The 22,510-nt window shown below is 72.9% G+C and carries 23 protein-coding genes; 10 read left to right on the forward strand and 13 right to left on the reverse strand.

Annotation, left to right across the window (positions count from 1 at the left end; genetic code table 11):
• The first annotated feature begins 66 nt into the window (after nt 1-66).
• The 3 genes from AC4BEG_RS11390 to AC4BEG_RS11400 are packed head-to-tail and all read left to right on the forward strand — an operon-like array spanning nt 67 to nt 3,043.
• Nucleotides 67-1,350: a magnesium transporter MgtE N-terminal domain-containing protein gene (locus tag AC4BEG_RS11390; protein WP_490705766.1), complete on the forward strand. Its 1,284-nt coding sequence runs from the start codon at nt 67-69 to the stop codon at nt 1,348-1,350.
• The gene (locus AC4BEG_RS11395) at nt 1,340-1,846 is read left to right on the forward strand and encodes a DUF1003 domain-containing protein (protein WP_490705767.1); all 507 of its coding nucleotides are present in this window, start codon (nt 1,340-1,342) and stop codon (nt 1,844-1,846) included. Before AC4BEG_RS11390 ends, AC4BEG_RS11395 begins: the two co-directional genes overlap by 11 nt.
• Nucleotides 1,847-1,888: 42 nt before the next feature.
• On the forward strand, nt 1,889-3,043 hold the full coding sequence (locus AC4BEG_RS11400) for an Mrp/NBP35 family ATP-binding protein (RefSeq protein ID WP_490705768.1): 1,155 nt from the start codon (nt 1,889-1,891) through the stop codon (nt 3,041-3,043).
• 127 nt (nt 3,044-3,170) lie between these two features.
• Here the strand turns inward: AC4BEG_RS11400 and AC4BEG_RS11405 are convergent, their stop codons facing one another.
• From AC4BEG_RS11405 to sigE, 5 genes are all read right to left on the reverse strand, one after another.
• On the reverse strand, nt 3,171-3,836 hold the full coding sequence (locus AC4BEG_RS11405; protein ID WP_490705769.1) for a hypothetical protein: 666 nt from the start codon (nt 3,834-3,836) through the stop codon (nt 3,171-3,173).
• A gap of 116 nt (nt 3,837-3,952) precedes the next feature.
• Nucleotides 3,953-4,423 (reverse strand): sec-independent translocase, encoded by a 471-nt coding sequence (locus AC4BEG_RS11410; RefSeq protein WP_490705770.1) that lies wholly within the window; start codon nt 4,421-4,423, stop codon nt 3,953-3,955.
• Between the two features lie 101 nt (nt 4,424-4,524).
• Nucleotides 4,525-6,339, reverse strand: coding sequence for a S1C family serine protease (locus AC4BEG_RS11415; protein ID WP_490705771.1), 1,815 nt, complete (start codon nt 6,337-6,339; stop codon nt 4,525-4,527).
• Nucleotides 6,340-6,509: 170 nt separating this feature from the next.
• Nucleotides 6,510-7,472, reverse strand: a complete 963-nt coding sequence (locus tag AC4BEG_RS11420; protein ID WP_490705772.1) for an anti-sigma factor family protein — start codon at nt 7,470-7,472, stop codon at nt 6,510-6,512.
• Entirely contained in the window at nt 7,469-8,254 is a 786-nt protein-coding gene (gene sigE / locus AC4BEG_RS11425) for an RNA polymerase sigma factor SigE (RefSeq protein ID WP_490705773.1), read from the reverse strand. Before sigE ends, AC4BEG_RS11420 begins: the two co-directional genes overlap by 4 nt.
• Before the next feature lie 130 nt (nt 8,255-8,384).
• Between sigE and AC4BEG_RS11430 the strand changes: the two genes are divergently transcribed.
• Nucleotides 8,385-9,050, forward strand: coding sequence for an O-methyltransferase (locus tag AC4BEG_RS11430; protein ID WP_201871509.1), 666 nt, complete (start codon nt 8,385-8,387; stop codon nt 9,048-9,050).
• Nucleotides 9,051-9,177: 127 nt separating this feature from the next.
• Here AC4BEG_RS11430 and AC4BEG_RS11435 read toward each other — a convergent pair whose 3' ends face one another.
• A complete protein-coding gene (locus AC4BEG_RS11435) occupies nt 9,178-9,345 on the reverse strand; it encodes a DUF3117 domain-containing protein (protein ID WP_003966491.1) in 168 nt (55 codons plus the stop codon).
• 293 nt (nt 9,346-9,638) lie between these two features.
• Here AC4BEG_RS11435 and AC4BEG_RS11440 point away from each other — a divergent pair, with 293 nt between their 5' ends.
• Nucleotides 9,639-10,460, forward strand: coding sequence for an enoyl-CoA hydratase-related protein (locus tag AC4BEG_RS11440; protein ID WP_490705774.1), 822 nt, complete (start codon nt 9,639-9,641; stop codon nt 10,458-10,460).
• A gap of 65 nt (nt 10,461-10,525) precedes the next feature.
• On the opposite strand, the gene AC4BEG_RS11445 is transcribed toward AC4BEG_RS11440, so the two are convergent.
• Both AC4BEG_RS11445 and AC4BEG_RS11450 read right to left on the reverse strand, forming a co-directional pair.
• Entirely contained in the window at nt 10,526-11,122 is a 597-nt protein-coding gene (locus tag AC4BEG_RS11445) for a DNA-3-methyladenine glycosylase I (protein WP_490705775.1), read from the reverse strand.
• Nucleotides 11,119-11,604: a DivIVA domain-containing protein gene (locus AC4BEG_RS11450; RefSeq protein WP_490705776.1), complete on the reverse strand. Its 486-nt coding sequence runs from the start codon at nt 11,602-11,604 to the stop codon at nt 11,119-11,121. The genes AC4BEG_RS11445 and AC4BEG_RS11450 overlap by 4 nt, the downstream gene beginning before the upstream one ends.
• A gap of 155 nt (nt 11,605-11,759) precedes the next feature.
• On the opposite strand from AC4BEG_RS11450, the gene folP reads away from it, so the two are divergent.
• On the forward strand, nt 11,760-12,620 hold the full coding sequence (folP, locus tag AC4BEG_RS11455) for a dihydropteroate synthase (protein ID WP_490705777.1): 861 nt from the start codon (nt 11,760-11,762) through the stop codon (nt 12,618-12,620).
• Between the two features lie 13 nt (nt 12,621-12,633).
• On the opposite strand, the gene AC4BEG_RS11460 is transcribed toward folP, so the two are convergent.
• Together AC4BEG_RS11460 and dapE are read right to left on the reverse strand one after the other, a co-directional pair.
• Complete coding sequence (locus AC4BEG_RS11460; protein ID WP_490705778.1) at nt 12,634-13,383, reverse strand: LOG family protein; 750 nt, start codon at nt 13,381-13,383, stop codon at nt 12,634-12,636.
• Between the two features lie 169 nt (nt 13,384-13,552).
• On the reverse strand, nt 13,553-14,623 hold the full coding sequence (dapE, locus tag AC4BEG_RS11465; RefSeq protein WP_490705779.1) for a succinyl-diaminopimelate desuccinylase: 1,071 nt from the start codon (nt 14,621-14,623) through the stop codon (nt 13,553-13,555).
• Nucleotides 14,624-14,730: 107 nt separating this feature from the next.
• Between dapE and AC4BEG_RS11470 the strand changes: the two genes are divergently transcribed.
• Both AC4BEG_RS11470 and AC4BEG_RS11475 read left to right on the forward strand, forming a co-directional pair.
• On the forward strand, nt 14,731-15,639 hold the full coding sequence (locus AC4BEG_RS11470; RefSeq protein ID WP_490705780.1) for a VldE C-terminal domain-containing protein: 909 nt from the start codon (nt 14,731-14,733) through the stop codon (nt 15,637-15,639).
• 215 nt (nt 15,640-15,854) lie between these two features.
• Nucleotides 15,855-16,394 carry an ATP-binding protein gene (locus AC4BEG_RS11475; RefSeq protein ID WP_490705781.1) on the forward strand — a complete coding sequence of 180 codons (540 nt, stop codon included), beginning with the start codon at nt 15,855-15,857 and terminating at the stop codon, nt 16,392-16,394.
• Between the two features lie 73 nt (nt 16,395-16,467).
• Here the strand turns inward: AC4BEG_RS11475 and dapC are convergent, their stop codons facing one another.
• On the reverse strand, nt 16,468-17,589 hold the full coding sequence (gene dapC, locus AC4BEG_RS11480) for a succinyldiaminopimelate transaminase (protein WP_490705782.1): 1,122 nt from the start codon (nt 17,587-17,589) through the stop codon (nt 16,468-16,470).
• Between the two features lie 146 nt (nt 17,590-17,735).
• Nucleotides 17,736-18,062, reverse strand: a complete 327-nt coding sequence (fdxA, locus tag AC4BEG_RS11485; protein ID WP_014054705.1) for a ferredoxin — start codon at nt 18,060-18,062, stop codon at nt 17,736-17,738.
• Between the two features lie 114 nt (nt 18,063-18,176).
• Between fdxA and AC4BEG_RS11490 the strand changes: the two genes are divergently transcribed.
• Both AC4BEG_RS11490 and AC4BEG_RS11495 read left to right on the forward strand, forming a co-directional pair.
• Nucleotides 18,177-19,193, forward strand: a complete 1,017-nt coding sequence (locus AC4BEG_RS11490) for a GNAT family N-acetyltransferase (RefSeq protein WP_490705783.1) — start codon at nt 18,177-18,179, stop codon at nt 19,191-19,193.
• A gap of 17 nt (nt 19,194-19,210) precedes the next feature.
• The gene (locus tag AC4BEG_RS11495; RefSeq protein WP_490705784.1) at nt 19,211-20,050 is read left to right on the forward strand and encodes a transglutaminase-like and tetratricopeptide repeat-containing protein; all 840 of its coding nucleotides are present in this window, start codon (nt 19,211-19,213) and stop codon (nt 20,048-20,050) included.
• A 116-nt stretch (nt 20,051-20,166) separates the two neighbouring features.
• Here AC4BEG_RS11495 and AC4BEG_RS11500 read toward each other — a convergent pair whose 3' ends face one another.
• The gene (locus tag AC4BEG_RS11500; protein ID WP_490705785.1) at nt 20,167-22,356 is read right to left on the reverse strand and encodes a peptidoglycan binding domain-containing protein; all 2,190 of its coding nucleotides are present in this window, start codon (nt 22,354-22,356) and stop codon (nt 20,167-20,169) included.
• Nucleotides 22,357-22,510: the final 154 nt, after the last annotated feature.

A 22,510-nucleotide genomic window follows, 5' to 3' on the forward strand; every position in this document is an offset into this window, starting at 1 on the left:
GAAACAGCATGAAAGGCGACAAAAGCAGTAAGCCCGGGAAGGGCCACGGACGAGGAGGGGCATGACATGCCGGCAGGCTCCCCCAGGGTCTTTGTCTCGCACCTCGCGGGCGTCTCCGTCTTCGATCCGAACGGCGACCAGGTGGGGCGGGTCCGCGATCTGGTGGCGATGCTGCGACTGGCCGGACGACCGCCGCGGGTGCTCGGTCTGGTGGTCGAGGTGGTCGGCCGCCGCCGGATCTTCCTGCCCATGACCCGGGTGACCGGGGTCGAGTCCGGCCAGGTCATCACCACCGGCGTGATCAACATGCGGCGCTTCGAACAGCGCCCCACCGAGACCCTCGTCCTCGGTGAGCTGCTCGACCGCCGGGTGCGGGTGGTGGAGACGGGCGAAGAGGTCACGGTCCTGGACGTGGCGATGACCCAGCTGCCCGCCCGCCGCGACTGGCAGATCGACAAGGTCCATGTCCGGCGCGGCAAGGCCGGTGCGCTGCGCCGCCGCGGCGAGACGCTGACCGTCGAGTGGTCGGCCGTCACCGGCTTCTCGCTGGAGGAGCACGGCCAGGGTGCGGAGAACCTGCTCGCCACCTTCGAGCAACTGCGCCCCGCCGACCTCGCCAATGTGCTGCACCACCTCTCCGCCAAGCGGCGCGGCGAGGTCGCGGCGGCGCTGGACGACGACCGGCTCGCGGACGTCCTGGAGGAGCTGCCCGACGACGACCAGGTGGAGATCCTCGGCAAGCTCAAGGAGGAGCGCGCGGCCGATGTCCTGGAGGCCATGGACCCCGATGACGCCGCCGATCTGCTCTCCGAGCTGCCCGAGGAGGACAAGGAACGGCTGCTGGGCCTGATGCGCCCGCGCGACGCCGCCGACATGCGACGGCTGATGTCGTACGAGGAGGGCTCGGCCGGCGGTCTGATGACCACCGAGCCGATCGTGCTGCGGCCGGACGCCACGGTGGCGGACGCGCTGTCCCGGGTGCGCAACCAGGATCTGACCCCGGCACTGGCCGCCCAGGTCTATGTGTGCCGCCCGCCGGACGAGACCCCCACCGGGCGGTATCTGGGCACCATCCACTTCCAACGGCTGCTGCGCGACCCGCCTTTCACCCTTGTCGCCTCGATCGTCGACACCGATCTGCCACCGCTGCCGCCGGACACCCAGCTGCCCGTGGTCGCCAGTCATCTGGCGGTCTACAACCTGCTGGCGGCGCCGGTGGTGGACGAGAGCGGATCGCTGCTGGGCGCGGTGACCGTCGACGACGTACTGGACCATCTGCTGCCGTCCGACTGGCGGGAGCGGGAGCTGCACACCGGGGTGACCATGCCGGAGGCCGTCGATGGACGGTGAGGGAAGCCGGCTGGACCGGCCCAAACCGCGCCGCCGCAGTCCGCTGCCGGCCTGGGACCCCGAGGCGTTCGGGAAGGCGTCGGAGCGGATCGCGCGCTTCCTGGGCACCGGCCGCTTCATCGCCTGGATGACGGGCTTCGTCGTCCTCTGGGTGGCCTGGAACACCCTGGCCCCCGACCGGCTGCGGTTCGACCCGTTCCCGTTCATCTTGCTGACGCTGATGCTGTCGCTCCAGGCGTCGTACTCGGCGCCGCTGATCCTGCTCTCCCAGTACCGGCAGGCCGACCGCGACCGCGTCAACCTCGAACGGGACCGCAAGCAGAACGAACGGTCCATCGCCGACACCGAGTTCCTGACCCGGGAGATCGCGTCGCTGCGCGCGGGTCTGGGCGAGGTCGCCACCCGGGACTGGATCCGCTCGGAGTTCGAGGACCTGATCAGAGAGCTGGACGAGGGGCGGGCCGCCCCCGCCCGGAGTGAGGAACGCGACCGCTGACGGCCTTTCCGTGGCTCACCCATGGCGCCGTACCATCTCCGTATGGCTACCGACACTCCCCCATCGCCGAGCGAGGACGCGGTCCGCGCCGCGCTCGCCACGGTCAACGACCCGGAGATCCACAAGCCGATCACCGACCTCGGCATGGTCAAATCCGTGGACATCGCCGCCGACGGCGCCGTCGCGGTGGTGGTCTACCTCACGGTCTCCGGCTGTCCGATGCGGGAGACGATCACCACCAATGTGCGGGACGCGGTCACCCGGGTCGACGGTGTGACCTCGGTCACGGTCGAACTCGATGTGATGAGCGATGAGCAGCGCCGTGAGCTGGCCGCCTCGCTGCGCGGCGGGCAGGCCGAGCGCGAGGTGCCCTTCGCCCAGCCCGGTTCGCTCACCCGGGTCTACGCGGTGGCCTCCGGCAAGGGCGGCGTCGGCAAGTCCTCGGTCACGGTGAACCTGGCCGCGGCGATGGCCGCCGACGGTCTGAAGGTCGGCGTGGTGGACGCCGACATCTACGGCCACTCCGTGCCGCGCATGCTGGGCGCCGACGGACGGCCCACCCAGGTCGAGAACATGATCATGCCGCCGTCCGCGAACGGTGTGAAGGTGATCTCGATCGGGATGTTCACGCCGGGCAACGCCCCGGTGGTGTGGCGCGGGCCGATGCTGCACCGCGCGCTCCAGCAGTTCCTGGCCGATGTCTACTGGGGCGACCTCGACGTCCTGCTGCTGGACCTGCCCCCGGGCACCGGCGATATCGCCATCTCCGTGGCCCAGCTGGTACCCAACGCCGAGATCCTGGTGGTGACCACGCCGCAGCAGGCCGCCGCCGAGGTGGCCGAGCGGGCCGGGGCGATCGCCGTGCAGACGCATCAGAAGATCGTCGGCGTGGTGGAGAACATGTCCGGGCTGCCCTGCCCGCACTGCGACGAGATGGTCGACGTCTTCGGCACCGGCGGCGGCCAGGTGGTCGCGGACGGGCTCAGCCGGACCACCGGCACCACGGTGCCGGTCCTCGGCTCCATCCCGATCGACGTCCGGCTGCGCGAGGGCGGCGACGAGGGCAAGCCGGTTGTGCTGACCGACCCCGACTCCCCGGCGGGCGCCGCGCTCAAGGCGATCGCGGGCAAGATCGGCGGCCGTCAGCGCGGGCTCGCGGGCATGTCGCTGGGTGTGACGCCGCGCAACAAGTTCTGAGCCCCCGGGCCCGCGGTTTTCCGTGGGCCGGCTCGCCACCATGTCACACGGCGGGGGCGGCCGGTCTTCCCGAGAAGACCGGCCGCCCCCGCCGCTCGCTTCCGTCGGCCTCAGCGGCCGGGGCCGCTCACCCGTCGGTGTCGTACCCGGTGATGTCCTTGATCACCGAGAAGCCGAGCCCATAGGCGCTCATCCCGCGTCCGTACGCCCCGATGTGCACCCCGTCGCGGGCCGATCCGGCCAGCACCCAGCCGTACTCGGACTCGCGGTAGTGGAAGTCGGTCGGCACCCCGTCCACCGGCAGCGACAGCGCCGTCCAGCTCTCGCCCTCGAGGTCGTCCGCCAGCTCCCAGGCGATCGCGGTCTGCTGGTCCAGCCAGTCCTGGCGCAGCGCCCGCTCCATCCGGGTCGGCCAGGTGCACGACAGCAGGCCCGAGCCCGCCAGCCAGGCGGCCGAGGAGACCGAGGTGGCCTCCAGGACGCCCGTGCCGTCCGCGCTGTCCCGCACCGGGCGGCTGGCGACGGTGACCACCACGGTGAAGCGCTGCTGGTCCATATCGGTCTCGACCCGCAGCGACGGCTCCTCGCCGTGGCCGGTGGAGCCGTATTCGACGGTGCCGTCCGCCGCGGCGCCCACCTGCATCAGCCAGCGGGGGCCGTTGAACGCCTCGTCAAGTCCGTACCAGGGGAAAGCGGCCATCAGATAGCCATCGACGCTCCGCCGGGCGTCGGCGGGCATTCCCTGCGCGGCTGCGCCCACTCCCTGCACCCCTAGCCGACTCGTCGTCTCCATGTGCGCGCGGCCTCCTCGTTGCCCTGCGTCGTGGGCGGCCCGCCCCCCTCAGGCGACCTCACCCCGGACAAAGGGAGGATAGCCATACGGGTCAACCACGCCGGGCATAGGTGGGCTCAAGTGGCGTCGGAGTCGAAAGGCGCACGGTCCTCACGACGCGGCTCTTCCCGCTTGCGCAGCAGGTCAGGGGTGCCGGAACCGGACGACGAAGCCGACTGCGAGGAGGAGTCGGAAGCGCCTGAAGAGCCCTGGGCGGACTCACTCTCCCGGCCGTGCACCGCGTCGGCGACCTCCGCCATCTCCTTGCGCAGGTCGAATCCGTTACGGATCTCCTTCAGGCCCAGCTCGTCCGAGTCCATCACATGCTTGCGGACGAACGTCTTGGGATTGAGGTCCTCGAACTCGAAGTCCTTGAACTCCGGCCCCAGCTCGGTGCGGATGTCCTCCTTGGCGCTGTCGGAGAACTCCCGGATCTTACGGATGAACTGCGACACATCCCGGACCACCTTCGGCAGCTTGTCCGGGCCGAAGACGAGCACCGCGAGGACGACGAGCGCGACGAACTCGAGAGGTCCTATGTCCAACACCGTGCAGCTCCTATAGGTGTCCCGTGGCCGAGGTCCAGGCCACTCCACACGGTACCTGTCGGCGGGTGCGGCGTGGGAGACAGCAGGGCCAACATCAAGGGTCAGCCCGCGCTGCTCGCCGAGCCCAGGGACAGCTCCACCGAGCGCTTGTCGCCGTCCCGCTCCACGGTGAGCCTCAGCCGGTCACCGGGGCGGTGGCTGCGGATCTTGACGATCAGCTCCTGGGCGCTGTGCACCCGTACCCCGTCCACCGCGGTGATCACATCACCGGCCTCGATCCCGGCCTCGTCGCCCGGTCCACCCGGCTTCACCGGCGGGCCGCCGACACCCTTGGTGTTCACCCGTGCGCCGTCACCCCGGTACTCCATGTCCAGCGTGACGCCGATCACGGGGTGGGTGGCCTTGCCGGTGTTGATCAGCTCCTCGGCCACCCGCTTGCCCTGGTTGATCGGGATCGCGAAGCCCAGGCCGATGCTGCCGCCCTGGCCACCGAGCTCGGAACCGTCGTCGGCGGCGCGGATCGCGCTGTTGATGCCGATGACACGGGCCTTGCCGTCCATCAGCGGACCGCCGGAGTTGCCCGGGTTGATCGGGGCGTCGGTCTGGAGCGCGTCGACATAGCTGACGTCGCTGCCGTCGCCCTTCTCCCCACCCGCGGTGATGGGGCGCTCCTTGGCGCTGATGATGCCGGAGGTGACGGTGCCCTCGAGGTCGAACGGGGCACCGATGGCCACGACGGGGTCACCCACCCGCACCGAGTCGGAGTTGCCCAGCGGCAGCGGGCGGAGCCCGCTGACCCCCTCGACCTTGATCACGGCGAGGTCGTAACCGGCGTCCCGGCCGATCACCTCGGCGTCGGCGGTCTGGCCGCCGTTGAACGTCACCGTTATGTCGCCGCCCTCGCCCGCGGGCTCCACGACGTGGTTGTTGGTGAGGATGTGGCCGCGCTTGTCGACGACGAAGCCGGTGCCGGTGCCCTCGGCCGAGCCGCCCCGGACATGGATGGTCACCACGCCCGGCAGCGCGCGGGCGGCGATGCCCGCGATGGAGCCCGGGGCCCGCGACCCGGTGTCCACCGGCGCCTGCGGCAGCTTGACGTCGTCGCCGCCGGTGGCGCTGTCGCGCGCCAGATAGCCGCCGATGGCGCCGCCGAGGCATCCGGCGATCAGCGCGATCAGCAGCACCGCGATCCAGGCCCGGCGGCGGGTGACCATCCGGGGCCCGGCAGGTGGCTGGGGCGCGCCCCAGGGGTCGTACTGCCGCCACTGGGCCGCCACGGGGCCGCCGTGGGAAGGCGGGGCCATGGCCTCGGCGGGGGACGGCGGAAGCTGGGTGCCGTGGGGCGGGGTCATCCCGGGGTGCGCCATGGGCGCGGGCGCCGCCTGCGGCGGTACGGCCGCGGCGCCCGGCGGCAGCGGGGTGCCGTGGCCTGGCGTGGCTCCGGGCGGGACGGGAGTGCCATGACCCGGCGTGGCCCCCGGCGGGACCGGGGTGCCATGCCCTGGGGTCGCCCCCGGCGGAACCGGGGTGCCATGGGCCGGGGTGGCCACGGGGTGCTGGACGGGTGGTGCGGGGGCCCAGGGCCCGGGGCCGCCGTAGGGCGGGGTGCTGTACGGGTCGGGCTCGTGCAGCGGGCGAGGGGTCGGTTCCGCGGGCGGCGCGGCGCCCTCGGGCTCACCACCCGGTCCGGCGGCCCCGGCGGTCTCAGCGGTCCCGGAGGTCCGCTCCGCGGCCGGACGGCCGTCCCGCCGTGCGCTGTCCTGCCCGGCGGCCTCGTCCGCCGCTCCGGTGGTCTCCTCGGCCCCGGCCGGGGTCTCCTCGGCCCCGGCCGTCGGCCGCTCGTCTCCGGGGCGTGCGGCCGGACGGCTCCACCACTTCGGTTTCGGCTTGGGCCCGGGGGCCTTCCGCTCGTCCATGATCTCCCCAAGTTCCCGCGACACGGCACGAACAGCGCCACCGCGAGGGCATAGATCACCGCCGCCGGGGCGCGCTGCCCGGAGGCGATTCAATCAGGTCCGCCGATACCGGCGCAGCGCGGACGGATGGACGGTGTCAGGTGCGCGCACCCGGCTCCCGCCGGCCCGGACTAGTCCGGCGACGCGCTGACCCCGAGCGAGGGCAAGGTGTGCGTCGTGGGCTGGGTCGGGCCCTCCATCAGCGTCGGCGCGGGGGCCGGCGGGGTGGCGGAGGACCGGGCGCGCAGCAGCTCGGTGGCCGACAGCAGCGGCTGTATCAGCGGGTTCAGCGCCGCCACTCCGGCGGTCTGGCTCAGGGCCTGCGGCTGGGGTGTGGCGGCCGGGAACGGGACCTCCGCGCGGGAGTCCCCGGCGGACAGCAGACCCACCTCACGGCGGGTGCGCTCACGCACCCCCGCGGCCGTGGCATCGGCGCTGTCGGCGCGGGCCGGGCTGACGGTCGAGTCCGGCCCCTCGGCCATCCGGCTCGGGGGGTCGACCGCGGCGTCCAGCGGAAGGGCGGCGCCGAGCGCGAAGGCCGCCAGCGACACCGCGCCCGCGGCCGCGAAGGCGAACCGGCGGCGCGGCGCGGACCGCTCGACCTCATGGATACGGAAACCGCGCTCCCGAGAGGCCGCGGCGGAGGCCGCCGGGGCGATCGCGGTGCCCGGTGCGACCGAGGGCAGCAACCCGAACGCCCGCTCGCGTCTTTCCCGCGGGTCCGGCACCTCCCGAGCGTCCCGGGCACCGCCGGGCATGTCCCGCATGCCGAAGACATCGGAACCGCCGAAGACACCAGAACCGCCGAAGACGTCGGAACCGCCGAAGGGGGAACCGCCGCTGTCGTCACCGGAGCCGCCGGGCAGCCCCTGGAGACGTGCCAAAAAGCCCTCGGACGGAGCCGGGGGCGCCGCCTGGGCGAACACACGTTTGAGCCGACGCTGTGCGTCGGCCTCCGCCTTGCACTTGCAGCACGTGGCGAGATGCGCGAGAACGCGCTCCCGGGCGTCATGCCCGAGCTCACCATCGACGAGAGCCGCAAGGCGGTCGCCGAGATGCTGCTCGGCGGGGGACGGACCGCCTGATCGGGTCACGCGAATCCGACCTCCCCGCTCACCCGGGGACCGGCGACGCGCGGGGCGACGGCGGTCACCTCGTGCTGCTGCTCGGCCCGTGCCGCGGGGGCGCGGTGGCGCAGCGCCTTGCGCAGATGCGAGCGGCCGCGGTGAATGCGGCTGCGCACCGTGCCGAGCTTCACACCGAGCGTCGCGGCGATCTCCTCGTACGACAGCCCCTCGATGTCACAGAGCACCACCGCCGCACGGAACTCCGGCGCGAGGGTGTCGAGCGCCTGCTGCACATCGGCGTCGAAATGGGTGTCGTTGAAGTGCTGCTGGGGGGAGGGCTCACGGCTGGGCAGCCGCTCCGCCGCGTCCTCGGCGAGGGCGTCGAAGCGGATGCGCTGACGACGCCGGACCATGTCGAGGAAGAGATTGGTGGTGATGCGGTGCAGCCAGCCCTCGAAGGTGCCCGGGGTGTACGTCGACAGCGAGCGGAAGACCCGGACGAAGACCTCCTGGGTGAGGTCCTCGGCGTCGTGCTGGTTGCCGGTGAGCCGGTACGCGAGGCGGTAGACCCGTGCGCTGTGGGTGCTGACGATCTCCTCCCAGGTGGGAGGCGTCCACGCCGAGGCATCCGCATCACTGGCGAAAGTCGCGGTCATGGCGGAGTGGGCGGAACGGGAACGGTCAGCGGTGTTGGTCACGGATTTCGGCTCGCCCGCCGACCTGCGAAAGCGCCTCAGCACTCGCCGGTCGCCAGCCGCAGCCGCACCTCCCCTGTCGGCTCTGGTGGTCTCCAGTAGAGCCCCTACCATATCCACCTCGCCCGTTAGCTCCGGATAAGTATTTTTGACCTGCATTTGGTCGTGATCCATACGATCCCCCCTCCCCCACCAACGGCTGGTCCCATCTGCGGGTTCCCGGGCACAGCGGATACAGTCACGGTTGCGCGAACTACGGGGACAGGAGAGGGCCATTACCGGCAACCGGCAGACGAGCTGGGCGTTCGCCGACGCGTTCGTCGCCGAGGACGAAGCCCTGCACTGGGCCCGTGACCGGGCCCGGGAGGCAGGGCTGCGCTCGGTGTCGGCGGGCACCGGCGCGGCGCTGCGGCTGCTCGCCGCCGCCGCGGACGCCAAGGCCGTCGCCGAGATCGGCACCGGGACCGGTGTCTCCGGTATCCATCTGCTGCACGGGATGCGCCCGGACGGGGTGCTGACCACCGTGGACATCGAACCGGAGATGCAGCAGTTCGCCCGGCAGGCGTTCCGGGCGGCCGGGTTCGCGGGGAACCGGGCGCGCTTCATCCCCGGCCACGCCCTCGACGTCCTGCCCCGGCTCGCCGACGGCGGATACGACCTCGTCTTCTGCGACGGCGACCGGCTGGAGTGCCTGGACTACCTCGGCGAGGCCATGCGGCTGCTGCGGCCGGGGGGCCTGGTCTGCTTCGAGGGGGTCTTCGCGGGCGGCCGGACCGTGGACTCCGCCGCCCAGCCGCAGGAGGTGCTGCGGCTGCGGGAGCTGCTGCGCACCGTACGGGAGTCGACGGTGCTCCAGTCCTCCCTGCTGCCGGTGGGCGACGGGCTGCTCTGCGCCGTCAAGCGCGGCTGACCGCCGTACGGCCCCGTCCCGGCCGGATCGCGTCCCCGGCCCGGCCCCGGGTACAGCACTGCCCCGGCGGCCGGTACCTGTGTACCGGACGCCGGGGCAGCACTCGGGTGATCGTGGGGCCGATCCTTCAGCCGACAACCTTCTTCAGGGCGTCGCCGAGGGCGTCGGCCTCGTCGGGTGTCAGCTCGACGACGAGCCGACCGCCGCCTTCGAGCGGAACGCGCATGACGATGCCCCGCCCCTCCTTGGTCACCTCGAGCGGGCCGTCGCCCGTCCGCGGCTTCATGGCCGCCATGCTCGTTCCCCTTCCTGAAACCAGCTCATCGCAGCCGACAACCCAGGTGTCACCGGCATCGAACACGTTGCTTCTCTGCCATTATCCCGCATGGCACGACCCGATGACCAACATCGGTCGGCAACCCCTGCGGGAGCCACTCCCCCAAATCCACTCAATTCGGGGAGGGGGGCATGTCGCCGGGTCATGATCTCCGGCATGCTGAGCGCTGACCGCCGCAGCGGCCCTGTTCCGCGGCCCGGCCGCGCGGCACCGCCCTCAGCCGCGACCAGCCCCCTCCCGGAGGACCGCCCATGGCCGACATCGTGCTCTACGAGCTGACCGACGGGCTCGCGACGATCACCCTGAATCGTCCCGACGCCATGAACGCGCTCAACCTCGACATCAAGGTCGCGCTGCGTGACGCGCTGCTCCAAGCCGCTGAGGATCCGGCCGTGCGGGCCGTGCTCCTCACCGGATCCGGCCGCGCCTTCTGTGTCGGCCAGGACCTCAAGGAGCACATCGGGCTGCTGGCGGCGGACCGCGAGGCCCACGCCCGGGGTGAGGCGGCCACCGAGGGCTCGACCATGAGCACGGTCGCGCTGCACTACAACCCGATCGTGACCACGATCGCCGGGATGCCCAAGCCGGTGATCGCCGCGGTCAACGGGGTCGCGGCCGGTGCCGGGGCGGGCTTCGCCATGGCCGCCGACTACCGGATCGTCGCGGACACCGCGAGCTTCAACACCTCGTTCGCCGCGGTGGCGCTCACCGGCGACTCCGGGATCTCCTGGACCCTCCAGCGGCTGGTCGGCCACGGCCGCGCCGCCGATCTGCTGCTCTTCCCCCGCAATGTCGGCGCCCAGGAGGCGCTGGAGCTGGGCATCGCCAACCGAGTGGTACCGGCCGCGGAGTTGGCGGCCGAGGCGACGGCGGTCGCCCGCACGCTGGCCCAGGGCCCCACCGCGGCCTATGCGGCGATGAAGGAGTCGCTGGCCTACGCGGCCGGGCACACCCTGACCGACGCGCTGGCCAAGGAGGACGAGTTGCAGCGGCGGTTGGGCGCCTCGGACGACCATCTCGCCGCCGTCGACGCCTTCGTGAAGAAGGAGAAGCCGCGGTTCACCGGCCGCTGAGCCGGCCGCGCCGCCCGGTGCCCGAACCCGCGCGGCCCCGGTGCCCCGGCCCGCGGCCCCGTACCTCAGCCCGCGCGGCGCAGATGACAGCCCGCGAGATGGTCGTCGACCAGGCCGCACGCCTGCATCAGGGCATAGGCCGTGGTGGGCCCGACGAAGCGGAAGCCGCGCTTTTTGAGGGCACGGCTGAGCGCCGTCGACTCCTCGGTGATCGCCGGGACATCCGCGGTGGTCCGCGGCACCGGGCGGCCGTCGGAGTCGGGGGCGTAGGACCAGATCAGCGCGTCCAGCTCGCCGGGGTCCAGCTCCGCCGCGGCGCGGGCGTTGGCGATCGTGGCCTCGATCTTGGCCCGGTTGCGGATGATGCCGGGGTCGGCGAGCAGCCGCTGCTCGTCGGCTTCGGTGAACGCCGCGACCTTCGCGATCCGGAAATCGGCGAAGGCGGCGCGGAAGCCCTCACGGCGGCGCAGGATCGTCAGCCAGGACAGCCCGGACTGGAACGCCTCCAGACAGATCCGCTCGTAGAGCGCGTCGTCGCCGTGGACCGGGCTGCCCCATTCGGTGTCATGGTAGGCGCGGTAGTCGGCCCGGTCGGCGGACTCCAGCCCCCAGGGGCAGCGCGGCAGCCCGTCCGGCCCCGTGACCGGGCCCTGGCCGCTCATGCGCCGAACCCGTCACGGCCGCCGCGGTCCCCGTGCTCGCCGTGCTCGCCGGGGCGCCGAGAGGGCCGGAACATGTCGTCGTCACGCCCGTCCTCGTCGGACTCCAGGTCGCCGAAGCCGCCGGGCAGCGCGGGGTGCTCCTCGGGGTCCGGCCCGGCCAGCGGTGCGGGCCCGCCGTGACCGGCGCCCCGCGCCCCGGCGAGCGCCTCCTCCAGCTCGGCGATCCGGGCGTCGCGCTCGGCGAGCTCGGCGCCGAGGCGGCCGAGAGCGTCGTCGACGTCGGCCATCCGGTAGCCGCGCAGGGTCATCGGAAGCCGCAGGGCCTCCACATCCGCGCGCTCCAGGGGGCGGTCGGCGGGCAGCCGGTCGTCCAGCCGGTCCGGAGGTGCCTCGCTCAGCGTCCCGCCCTGACCGCCCCCGACGACGGCGAGCGTGACCCCGCCGACCACTACGACCAGCGCGATCAGCAAGAACAAGAACACGGTGATCGTCTCCCCGGGGGTGCATGGTTGAGTCTGTGCCCGATGGCCTCGAGATCTGTCTGACTCGATCGTGCCATGCCCCCACGACAGTTATCGTCGCTGCGCGCCCCCTGGACGGAAGTGCGCGGAGAACGCGAAGAACGCGAGGAAGAAGCATGCTGCGGCTGGGACGACGTGAGTTCGGCGCCGATGAGCGGGTGATCATGGCGATCGTGAACCGGACGCCCGACTCCTTCTACGACCAGGGGGCGACCTTCCACGACGAGCCCGCGCTCGCCCGCGTCGAGCAGGCGGTCGCCGACGGCGCGGCCATCATCGACATCGGCGGGGTCAAGGCGGGTCCCGGGGACGAGGTGAGCGCCGAGGAGGAGGCGCGGCGCACCGTCGGCTTCGTGGCCGAGGTCCGCAGGCGCCATCCGGATGTGGTGATCAGCGTGGACACCTGGCGGCACGAGGTCGGCGAGGCGGTCTGCGAGGCGGGCGCCGATCTGCTCAACGACGCGTGGGGCGGGGTCGATCCCCGGCTGGCCGAGGTCGCCGCGCGGTACGGGGCCGGGCTGGTGTGCACCCACGCGGGCGGGGCCGAGCCGCGCACCCGGCCGCACCGGATCACCTACGACGACGTGGTGGCGGACATCCTGCGGGTCACCCTGGGGCTGGCCGACCGCGCCGCGGAGCTGGGAGTGCGGCGGGACGGGATTCTGATCGACCCGGGCCATGACTTCGGGAAGAACACCCGGCACTCGCTGGAGGCGACGCGGCGGCTCGGTGAGCTGACCGAGAGCGGCTGGCCGGTGCTGGTGTCGCTGTCCAACAAGGACTTCGTGGGCGAGACGCTGGACCGCCCGGTCAAGGAGCGGGTGCTGGGCACCCTGGCCACCACCGCGGTGTCGGCCTGGCTCGGCGCGCGGGTCTACCGGGTGCACGAGGTGGCGGAGACCCGTCAGGTGCTGGACATGGTGTCGTCCATCGCGGGCCACCGGCCCCCGGCGGTCGCCCGCCGGGGACTGGCCTGAGGGCCGCGGTCGGTCAGCCGCCGGACTCCTTGGTCACCAGGTCGACCACCTCGTCGATGTCGTCGGTGAGGTGGAACAGCTCCAGGTCCTGCGCGGACGCCTTGCCCTGGGCGATCAGTGTGCCCTCCAGCCAGTCGACCAGCCCCCGCCAGTAGGAGGTGCCGAAGAGCACGATCGGGAAGCGGGTCACTTTCTTGGTCTGCACCAGAGTCAGCGCCTCGAAGCATTCGTCGAGGGTGCCGAGCCCGCCGGGGAGCACCACAAAGCCCTGCGCGTACTTCACGAACATCGTCTTGCGGACGAAGAAGTAGCGGAAGTTGACCCCGATGTCGACGTACGGATTGAGCCCCTGCTCGTACGGCAGCTCGATCCCGAGGCCGACGGAGACGCCGCCCGCCTCGCTCGCGCCGCGGTTGGCGGCCTCCATGGCACCGGGCCCGCCGCCGGTGATCACTCCGAACCCCGCTTCGGCGAGGGCCCGCCCGATCCGCACCCCGGCCTCGTACTCCGGCGTTCCCACCGGGGTGCGGGCGGATCCGAAGACGCTGACCGCCTTGCCGAGCTCCGCGAGGGTGCCGAAGCCCTCGACGAACTCGGACTGGATGCGCAGCACGCGGAACGGGTCCTCGTGCACCCAGTGCGTGGCGCCCTGGGTGTCCAGCAGCCGCTGGTCGGTGGTACCGGGTCGCATCTGGTGGCGACGGCGCACGACCGGGCCCAGACGCTGCTCGTGCAGCGCTCGCTCTTCCTCGGCGTTGCCCACTGTGTGCTCCCTTCGCCAAGATCTGCCAAAGATCTGTCGTTCAGCGTAGGCCCCCAGGGCGGCGAACAGCCGACATCGGGGCCACGCTCACCCGGCGGTCCGCTGAGCAGCCGTTGATCACCGCCCGCTCCAGGGCGGGCGGTGTCCGGTCAACGGCAGACGCGCGGCGTCAGCGGGTCAGCCAGGCCCGCAGCCGCTCCTCGGCCAGCAGGATGGCCTCGGTCGACACATGCTCCTCGCGGGTGTGCGCCAGCTTCGGGTCACCGGGGCCGTAGTTCACCGCGGGCACGCCGAGCGCCGAGAAGCGGGCGACATCGGTCCAGCCGAACTTGGGGGCCACCGCCACCCCGAGGGTGTCCACGAACGCGGCGGCCGAGGGGTGGCTCAGCCCGGGGAGGGCGCCGGGCGCGCTGTCGGTGACCTCGACCGCGAAGCCGTCGAACACCTCGCGGACGTGGGCGAGCGCCTCCTCCTCGGAACGGTCGGGCGCGAAGCGGTAGTTCACGGTCACCGCGCAGGAGTCCGGGATGACGTTGGTGGCGTGACCGCCCTCGATCCCCACCGCGTTGAGCCCTTCGCGGTAGACGAGCCCGTCGATGTCCACCTGCCGCGCGGTGTACGCGGCCAGCCGCTCGAGGACCGGGGCGGCCTCGTGGATGGCGTTCCGCCCCAGCCAGCCGCGCGCGGAGTGCGCGCGGTGCCCCTGGGTGGTCACCCGGACCCGCAGCGTGCCCTGGCAGCCTGCCTCGACCTGGCCCTCGGTGCCCTCCAGCAGCACGGCGAAGTCACCGGCCAGCCACTCGGGGTGGTTCCTGACCAGCCGCCCCAGCCCGTTGAGCTCGGCGGCGACCTCCTCGTGGTCGTAGAAGACGAAGGTGAGGTCGCGGTTGGGCTCCGGCACGGTCGCCGCGACGCGCAGCTGGACCGCGACGCCGGACTTCATGTCGGAGGTGCCACAGCCCCACAGCACGCCGTTCTCGTCGAGCCGGGAGGGCACGTTGTCGGCGATCGGCACGGTGTCCAGATGCCCGGCCAGTACGACCCGCTCCGCGCGCCCCAGGTTCGTCCGGGCGACGACGGCGTCCCCGTCACGGTCGACGGTCAGGTGCGGAAGGGCCCGCAGCACCTGCTCGACGGCGTCGGCGAGGGCCTTCTCGTCCCCGCTGACCGAGGGGAAGTCGACGAGCCGGGCGGTGAGCCGGGCCGCGTCCAGGGACAGGTCGAGTGCAGGGTAGTCCATACCCGCGACCCTAACCCGCGGGTCTTCCCGGCCCCGGCGCACGTGGTCTTCCCCACCCCTCGCCACTTCCCCGGCAGCGGCTCGGGGCCCTCCAGTAACGTGTCCGCGTGCCCCTGTCCGTCATCTTCAGCCGCGCCCGTCTGCTCCGGGCCGCGGTCGCCTGTGCCGTGCTGCTGGGCCTGGCCGGGTATGTGACGGCACACCTGCTCACCGGTGGCGGCAGCCCGCCGCGCTGCGCCGTGCGCGCGGGCGGCGAGGAGGTGCTGATCACTCCGGAACAGGCGGTGAACGCCGCCACCGTCGAGGCCGTGGCCGCCGCCCGCGGGCTGCCGGAGCGCGCGGTCACCATCGCGCTGGCCACCGCGTTCCAGGAGTCGGGGCTGCGCAACATCCGCCACGGCGACCGGGATTCCCTCGGCCTGTTCCAGCAGCGGCCCTCCCAGGGCTGGGGCACCGCGGAGCAGGTCCGGGATCCGGTCTACGCGGCGGAGAAGTTCTACGACCACCTGGTGAAGGTGCCCGGCTACTCCCGGCTGCCCCTCACGGTGGCCGCGCAGCGGGTGCAGTTCAGCGGTTTTCCCCAGGCGTACGCCAAGCACGAGACCGAAGCGGTGGTGCTGACCGCCGCGCTCACCGGCCGGGCGAAGGCCGCGTTCAGCTGCCCCGGGCCGCCGGACGACGGCACCGTGGGCGATCCGGAGCGGGTCCGCTCGGCGCTGGCGCGGGAGTTCGGCCGGGAGGTGCGGCCCCGGCTCGACACCGCCGGGCAGGGCGGCGGCAAGCACGCCGCCTCCGCGCGCCGGGTCCTGGTGCCGGTCCGGCCCGCGACCGCTGGGGGCGGGACGACGGAGCGCGGCTGGGAACTGGCGCACTGGGCCGTGGCTCACTCGGACGAGTTGCGCATCGAACGCGTCTCTTATGGCAAGCGCGTCTGGAGCGCGGGGAATTCCGACGACGGCTGGCGCACCTCCGAGGAGAGTTCCGGGCCGGACGTCGGACTCGTCCTCACCCGTTAGCGCGGCGGATCACCGCAGCTCATCCCGGTCGGCCGGGCACCTGTGACCGATCCGCGGCACCGCGCGCACCAGGAACACGCGCGGAAGCGGATTATGCGACGCATTGCCAATTCTTTGCCTGGGGTCACCGCAACCTTCGCCCGGCCCCTATCGGTATGCACAACGTCCGATCACCGGATGCTGCACGCCAATTGTCCCTCCGTCAAAGGAGCATCATGTCCCTCCCTCTCACGCGTCGGATCGCTCGGGCCGCGCTGCTGGTCGCCGCCGGCGCCGCTCCCGTGGTCGCCACCGCCGGCGCCGCGAGTGCGGCGGAAGCCCTGCCGCAGCCCAAGCTGGGCGGGCTGAGCGCCCTGGACACCGCCTCCGTCGGCCAGGTCGCGGACGCCGCCTCGCAGCAGGTCGGGAGCGCGGCGGGTGACGTCAGCGGCAAGGCCGGACGGACCGTCACGGAGGTGCTGCCGGGCAAGGCTCCGGCCAAGCCCGCCCAGCCGGCCAAGACCCTCCCGGCCAAGGCCAAGGGCACGCACGCCAAGGGCGCCGCCGCGAAGGCCACCCCGGTCAAGGGCAAGGCGGTCAAGGGCGCCCACGCCAAGGGCAAGGGCGGTGCGCACGCCAAGGGCAAGGGCGGCAAGGCCACCCCGCAGGCCCCCACGGCCCCCACCGCCCCGCAGCAGGCCGCGCCGGGCCCGCAGGGCCAGGACCTGCCGATCAAGGGCCTTCCGATCGGCGGCCTGCCGGTCCTCGGCGGCTGACCGCACCACACAGCTCGGGGTCCGGGGAGTGACACTCCCCGGACCCCTGCGCATGTCCTCTACGCGGTGCGGCTCAGGCCGTCAGACGGCGGACCGCGGCGGCCACCCGCTCGTCGGTCGCGGTGAACGCGACCCGGACGTGCCGCTCGCCCGCCGGACCGTAGAAGTCGCCGGGCGCCACCAGGATGCCCAGGTCGGCGAGGGCGCCGACGGTCTCCCAGCACGGCTCGTCCCGGGTGGCCCACAGATATAGCGACGCCTCGCTGTGCTCGATCCGGAAGCCGAAGCCCTCCAGCGCCGAGCGGAGCGCGGTACGGCGCCGCTCGTAGCGCTCGCGCTGCTCGGCCACGTGCTTGTCGTCGGCGAGCGCCGCGATCGTGGCGGCCTGCACCGGCGCGGGCACGATCATCCCGCCGTGCTTGCGGATCTTCAGCAGTTCGCCGAGCACGGTCTCGTCACCGGCGAGGAACGCCGCGCGGTAGCCCGCCAGGTTGGACCGCTTGGACAGCGAGTGGACCGAGACCAGCCCCGCGAAGCTGCCGCCGGAGATCTCCGGGTGCAGGACGGACCGCGGATCGGCCTCCCAGCCCAGTTCGAGATAGCACTCGTCGCTGACCAGCAGCACATCGTGTTCCCGGGCCCAGGCGACGGCCGTGCGCAGCTCGTCGGGGGTGAGCACCCGGCCGGTGGGGTTGGACGGGGAGTTCAGCCACAGCAGCTTGAGCCCGGCCGGGTCCAGCCCGACGCCCTCGGCGCCGCCCGCGAACACCTCCACGTCGTACGGCACCGGCTCGGCGCCCGCCAGCCGCACGCCCACCTCGTAGGTCGGGTACGCCAGCCGCGGGAACGCGACCCGGTCCCCGGGGCCGAGCCCCAGCTGAGTGGGGAGCGAGGCCACCAGCTCCTTGGAACCGACCAACGGCAGCACCTCGGTGTGCCGGACCCCGGTGGCACCCAGGCGCCGCTCGACCCAGCCGGTGAGCGCGTCCCGCAGCGCGGTGGTGCCCCACACGGTGGGATAGCCGGGGCTGTCGGCGGCGCCGGCCAGCGCCCGCTGGATCGGCTCGGGGACCGGATCGACCGGCGTACCCACCGAGAGGTCGACGATGCCGTCGGGATGGGCCGCGGCGGTCGCCTTGTACGGTTCGAGCCGGTCCCAGGGGAAGACCGGAAGGCGGGCGGAGACGGGTGGCACGGGTGGCTCGCTTTCGTATCGGAGCAGCCCGGCCGGCCGACCGGAAAACCCGGCGGCCGCCCGGGAAAACAGACCGGTCCCGCAGGCCACAGGCCGTACGGGACCGAGGGCTGCGCCCAGGGCCCGCACGGGGCCCTGGAGCAGGGTCACTCGTCGTGCTCCTGCGGGGGCAGCGCGGCGATGAAGGGGTGGTCGCGCTCGATCAGACCGAGCTTGCTCGCGCCACCGGGCGAGCCCAGCTCGTCGAAGAACTCGACGTTCGCCTTGTAGTAGTCCTTCCACTCCTCCGGAGTGTCATCCTCGTAGAAGATGGCCTCGACCGGGCAGACCGGCTCACAGGCCCCGCAGTCGACGCATTCGTCCGGGTGAATGTACAAGGACCGCTGGCCCTCGTAGATACAGTCGACGGGGCACTCCTCGATGCACGCCTTGTCCTTCAGGTCGACACAAGGCTGCGCGATGACGTAGGTCACGCTGTCGTTCCTCCTCGTTAGGGCTGCTATCGCGCGGGAGCGCGGCGTCGTCGATGCCCGCACCTAGTATCGCCGTTCCAGGGCACCAGACGCACATGAGGGGCTGACACAGCTGTGGATTTCACCACCGGCGGACGTCTCGAGGTCCGGATCACCCCGGCTGACGTGGGCAAACGCGTTTCGGTGCGGCTTTTGACCGGGGAGCCCGACCCGCACATGAGATTCACCGACGTGATCGGGGTTCTCACATCGTGGACCGGCGATGTGCTGTGTGTCACTCGGCGCACCGGTGAGACGGTGCGGATCGCACGGTCCTCGCTGGTGGCGGGCAAGGTGGTACCCGCCGCACCGGCCCGCCGTCGCGGCCCGGCCGCGAGCGCCCGGGAGCTGGACCGGGTCGCAGCGCGGGGCTGGCCCGCGGTGGAGAGCGAACCCCTGGGCGAGTGGGAGCTGCGGGCGTCCGGCGGCTTCACCCGGCGGGCCAACTCGGTGCTGGCCTTGGGCGATCCGGGGCTGCCGCTGGACGCCGCGCTGGACCGGGTGACCGGCTGGTACGCCGGGCGCGGACTGCCCGCGTACCTCCAGCTCAGCACCGGCGCCGAGGACACCCAGGAGCTGCTGGCCGGGGAGCTGGCCGCGCGCGGCTGGACCAAGGAGGTCTCCGCGCAGATGCGGATCGCGGGCCTGGCCCCGGTCGCCGACCAGGACGCCGACATCTCGGCCGTGGCGCTCTCCCGCCGGATCGACGACGCCTGGCTGGCCCGCTACCAGCGCTCCGCCGCCCCCTCCCCCGAGGTGCGGGCGGTGCTCTCCGGCGGCCCCTCGGTGTGGTTCGCGACGATAGGCGGCGCGGCCGGGGACGAGGTCCCGGCCGCGATCGGGCGGGTGGTGGTGGACGGCCGCTGGGCCGGGTTCGCGGCAGTGGAGGTCGCCCCGGAACGGCGGCGGCAGGGTCTGGCCGGAGCCGTGATGACCGCGCTGGCCCGCAGGGCGCTGGACGAGGGCGCCTCGGCCGCGTACCTCCAGGTCGAGACGGACAATGGCGGTGCCCACGCGCTGTACGAGGGCATGGGCTTCACCGTCCACCACAGCTACCACCACTGGCGCGCCCCGCACGGCGACGCCCGCTGAGCGGGTACCGGACCACCATGCCACGAATGAACGACACCGCCTCCCGACGCCGGAGATTCGCCGAGGCGGCCCGCGAGGAGCGCCCCGATCTGGCGCTGCTGTGCCTGCTGGTGGGCATGGAGGCGGACGCCGGACTCGACGAGGACGGCGTGGACCGGGCACAGATCGAGCTGGACCGGCTGGCCGGGCTGCTGCCCTTCTCCCCCGGCGGACCCGAGGGCTGGGCCGCCGCGCTGGCCCGGGTGCTCGGCGAGGGCCATGACTTCCGGGGCTCCGCGGCCGACTACCGGCGGCTGGAGTCCTCACTGCTGCACGAGGTGCTGCGGCGCCGCCGCGGGCTGCCGATCCTGCTGTCGGTGGTGTGGATCGAGGTCGCGCGGCGGGCGGGGGCGCCGGTGTACGGGGTGGGGCTGCCGGGCCACTTCGTGGTGGGCTTCGGCGACCCGTACGGACAGCATGTGCTGGTCGATCCGTACGACGGGGGCCGGACGCTGTCGGACGAGGACGCGGCGATGCTGGTGGCGGGCGCCACGGGCACCCCGCTGGCGCCGTCGATGCTCACCCCCTCCACACCGCTGGAGATCGTGCTGCGGATCCTGAACAACATCCGCGCCTGGGCAGCCGCCCGCCCCGAGCGCACCGATGTCCAGCTGTGGGCGATCGAGTTGTCGCTGCTGCTGCCCAGCCACCCGGCCCGGCTGCGCTACGAACGGGCCCAACTGCTGGTGGAGCGCGGGGAGTTCATCGCCGGGGCGAAGGAGCTGGAGACGTACGCGGAGGTGGTGGCCGCGGTGGACCCCGAGGCGGCGGAGGCGGTACGCCGACAGGCGCGCGCGGCCCGCGCGATGCTCAACTGACGCGAACGGGCATGACACGGACGGGGTAAGACACGGCCGGGGTAAGGCACGGCCGGGAATGCGACGGCCCCCGCCCGGTGCCGGGCGGGGGCCGTTGCGGAGCCTGCCGCAGGGGCTCAGTTGGGGCTGGTGTTGATGACCCCGATGCGCTCGGAGGCCGTCTTGCCGACCAGCGCCTTGCTGAGCGCCACGACCACGTCCTGCGGGCTGACGGGCTTCTTGCTGCCGTTGCCGCGCTCGATCAGCACCCCGTTGAAGGTCGAGCCGTAGAGCTGCTTGAGGACGGCGAGGTCGTAGTGCTCCACCAGCTTGCCGTTGACCACCCGCATCGAGAGGATCTTCGGCAGCGACTTCGCAGGGCTGAGCGGCAGCGAGTGCTGGGGGTCGGTCTGCACCGTCACCAGGTCGGACATCGCGGGCTTGGCGAAGGTCTTCATCTTGTTGTCGACCTCGGCCTTGCTCACCGTCGGCTGCTTGACGCTGACCGGCAGCTCGATGACCTTCTCCTTGCCGGTCTCGGCCCGCTCCCGGTAGGCGTCGGAGACGGCCGTGACCGCCTTGTCGACGTCCAGCGCCTTGCCCGCCCTGCCGTACACCGCGACCGCCCGGCCGGAGGTGAAGGTGATGGTGCCCTCGCGGGCGGTGCCCGAGGTGCCCGCGAGCCGCTCCAGAGCGTCCCGGAGCTTCTCCTCGTCGACCGTCACCTCGGGGTCGGCCTCGTGGGTGCCGCCGAAGAGCGAGCCGATGACCGTGACCGGGTTGTAGTCGCGGCCGGCGACATTGCGGACGGTGGTCTCGGTGTCCACGGCCAGGCCCGCGACGGACGGCTTGATCTCCTTCTGCTCACCGTCCACCGACACCTTCAGCGGGGCGGTGGTGCGCTTGCCCAGCTCGGCGTCCAGCTTGTCGACGGCGGCCTCCTGCGCGGTGCCGCCGATGTCGACACCGAGCACGGTGGTGCCGTTGGGGACATCGGCGTGGTTCATCACCAGGCCCGCACTGTAGGCGCCACCGGCGACCACGAACAGCAGGACGCCCACCATGACCAACTTGGAGCGGCCCTTCTTCTTCGGCTTCCCGGCCGCCGGGGCGGACGGTGCCGTGTTGCTCGGCGGGGCGCTGTCCCCGGCGGGTGCGGCGGGGCCGCCTCCGATGGGCGGGGACGGCGGCAGGTTCTCCGCCGGGGGCACCACGGGCACCCCGCTGACCAGCGTGTCGCTGGAGATCTGCTCGGGCGGCACCCCGCCGCCCGGAGTGGGGTCGGGGTCGCGGAACAGCGGACGGGCGGTGTCCGCGTCCGCTCCGGGCACCCCGCCGAACCCGCTCAGCGGGCCGGTGCCGGTGGTGGCGCCCAGGCTGCCGGACATCGGCGAGCCGCCGGGCGGGGTCGGGGGCTGCGCGGCCGGACCGGCGCCGCCGAGCGGGCCCACCCCGCCGGGGGGCGTGTCGAACGGACCGGGGACGTGGGCGCCCGGCGGGGGCGGCAGTTCGTCGTCGTGCGGTCCGCCGCCGAGGCCGGGCGGCATCAGCATGTCGCCGGTGGCCGGGCCGGTGGTCGCGCCGTTCGGCTCCGGGTCGCCCGGAAGACCGCCGCCGCCCGCCGGGGCGTCGGTGAAGTACGGCAGATCGGCGGTGGGGTCACCGCCCATCGGGGGCGCGGGGAAACCCTGGGTCGTCTCCGGCCCGGACGGCACGGGGAACCCCTGGGTGGTCTCCGGCCCCGTCGGCATGGGGAAACCCTGCGTGGTCTCCGGCCCCGGTGGCGCGGGGAACGCCTGAGTGGTCTCGGGCGACGAGGGCGCGGGCGGCTGCGGGGTGTTCGCGGTCGACGCGTTGCCCTTCGACTTACGGGGCGCGAACCAGTCGCTGGTGCGCTCGCCGTCACCCTTCGCGCCCTTGCCGTCCGGGCCCTCGGCACCGGTCTCGGCCGGAGCGGCTTCCGGCGCGGCGGCGGCCTCGGGCCGCGGCGTGGCGCCGGTGCGCTCGTTGGGGCTGTCGTCCTCGCCGGAGCGGGGGGCCGGAACGCCCTCCTCCCCGACGGGCTTGCGCATGACCACCGGCGGGATCGGCCGGGAACCGGGGATGTTGATCCGGATCCGGGTGGTCAGCGTGGTCTCGGTCTTCGGCTCCTCCGGCTTTGCCGCGGCACGCGCGTCGCCGTCGCCGGATGCGCCCTGCGGGGCCTCCTGCGTGCGGTTCAGCGACGGGGACTGGCGCGATCCGTACGGCGGGGTTCCGGACGGGTAGGCGGCACCACCGCTTCCCCCTCGGGGCCCGGAGGACGAACTGTCAGATTCACGGCTCAAAGCAGGTTCTCCCAGTTAGCTCCGCCGCCCGTCAGACCTCGCGCGGGCGGCTCGGCGGCGCGCACCACCTTACTGGGCGCCGCGGTGGCGCACTTGACGGCAGCCATATCGCCGTCGTCACACCCTCTTGGGACAGCGTCCGGCGGCGTGGATG

The sequence above is a fragment of the Streptomyces sp. JLBJ103 genome (assembly GCF_058215575.1).

Coding starts and splice junctions, on each gene's coding strand:
- AC4BEG_RS11390 (WP_490705766.1), top strand. CDS start 67: ATGCCGGCAGGCTCCCCCAGGGTCTTTGTCTCGCACCTCGCGGGCGTC.
- AC4BEG_RS11395 (WP_490705767.1), top strand. CDS start 1,340: ATGGACGGTGAGGGAAGCCGGCTGGACCGGCCCAAACCGCGCCGCCGC.
- AC4BEG_RS11400 (WP_490705768.1), top strand. CDS start 1,889: ATGGCTACCGACACTCCCCCATCGCCGAGCGAGGACGCGGTCCGCGCC.
- AC4BEG_RS11405 (WP_490705769.1), bottom strand. CDS start 3,836: ATGGAGACGACGAGTCGGCTAGGGGTGCAGGGAGTGGGCGCAGCCGCG.
- AC4BEG_RS11415 (WP_490705771.1), bottom strand. CDS start 6,339: ATGGACGAGCGGAAGGCCCCCGGGCCCAAGCCGAAACCGAAGTGGTGG.
- sigE (WP_490705773.1), bottom strand. CDS start 8,254: ATGGTAGGGGCTCTACTGGAGACCACCAGAGCCGACAGGGGAGGTGCG.
- AC4BEG_RS11435 (WP_003966491.1), bottom strand. CDS start 9,345: ATGGCGGCCATGAAGCCGCGGACGGGCGACGGCCCGCTCGAGGTGACC.
- AC4BEG_RS11440 (WP_490705774.1), top strand. CDS start 9,639: ATGGCCGACATCGTGCTCTACGAGCTGACCGACGGGCTCGCGACGATC.
- AC4BEG_RS11445 (WP_490705775.1), bottom strand. CDS start 11,122: ATGAGCGGCCAGGGCCCGGTCACGGGGCCGGACGGGCTGCCGCGCTGC.
- folP (WP_490705777.1), top strand. CDS start 11,760: ATGCTGCGGCTGGGACGACGTGAGTTCGGCGCCGATGAGCGGGTGATC.
- dapE (WP_490705779.1), bottom strand. CDS start 14,623: ATGGACTACCCTGCACTCGACCTGTCCCTGGACGCGGCCCGGCTCACC.
- AC4BEG_RS11475 (WP_490705781.1), top strand. CDS start 15,855: ATGTCCCTCCCTCTCACGCGTCGGATCGCTCGGGCCGCGCTGCTGGTC.
- AC4BEG_RS11495 (WP_490705784.1), top strand. CDS start 19,211: ATGCCACGAATGAACGACACCGCCTCCCGACGCCGGAGATTCGCCGAG.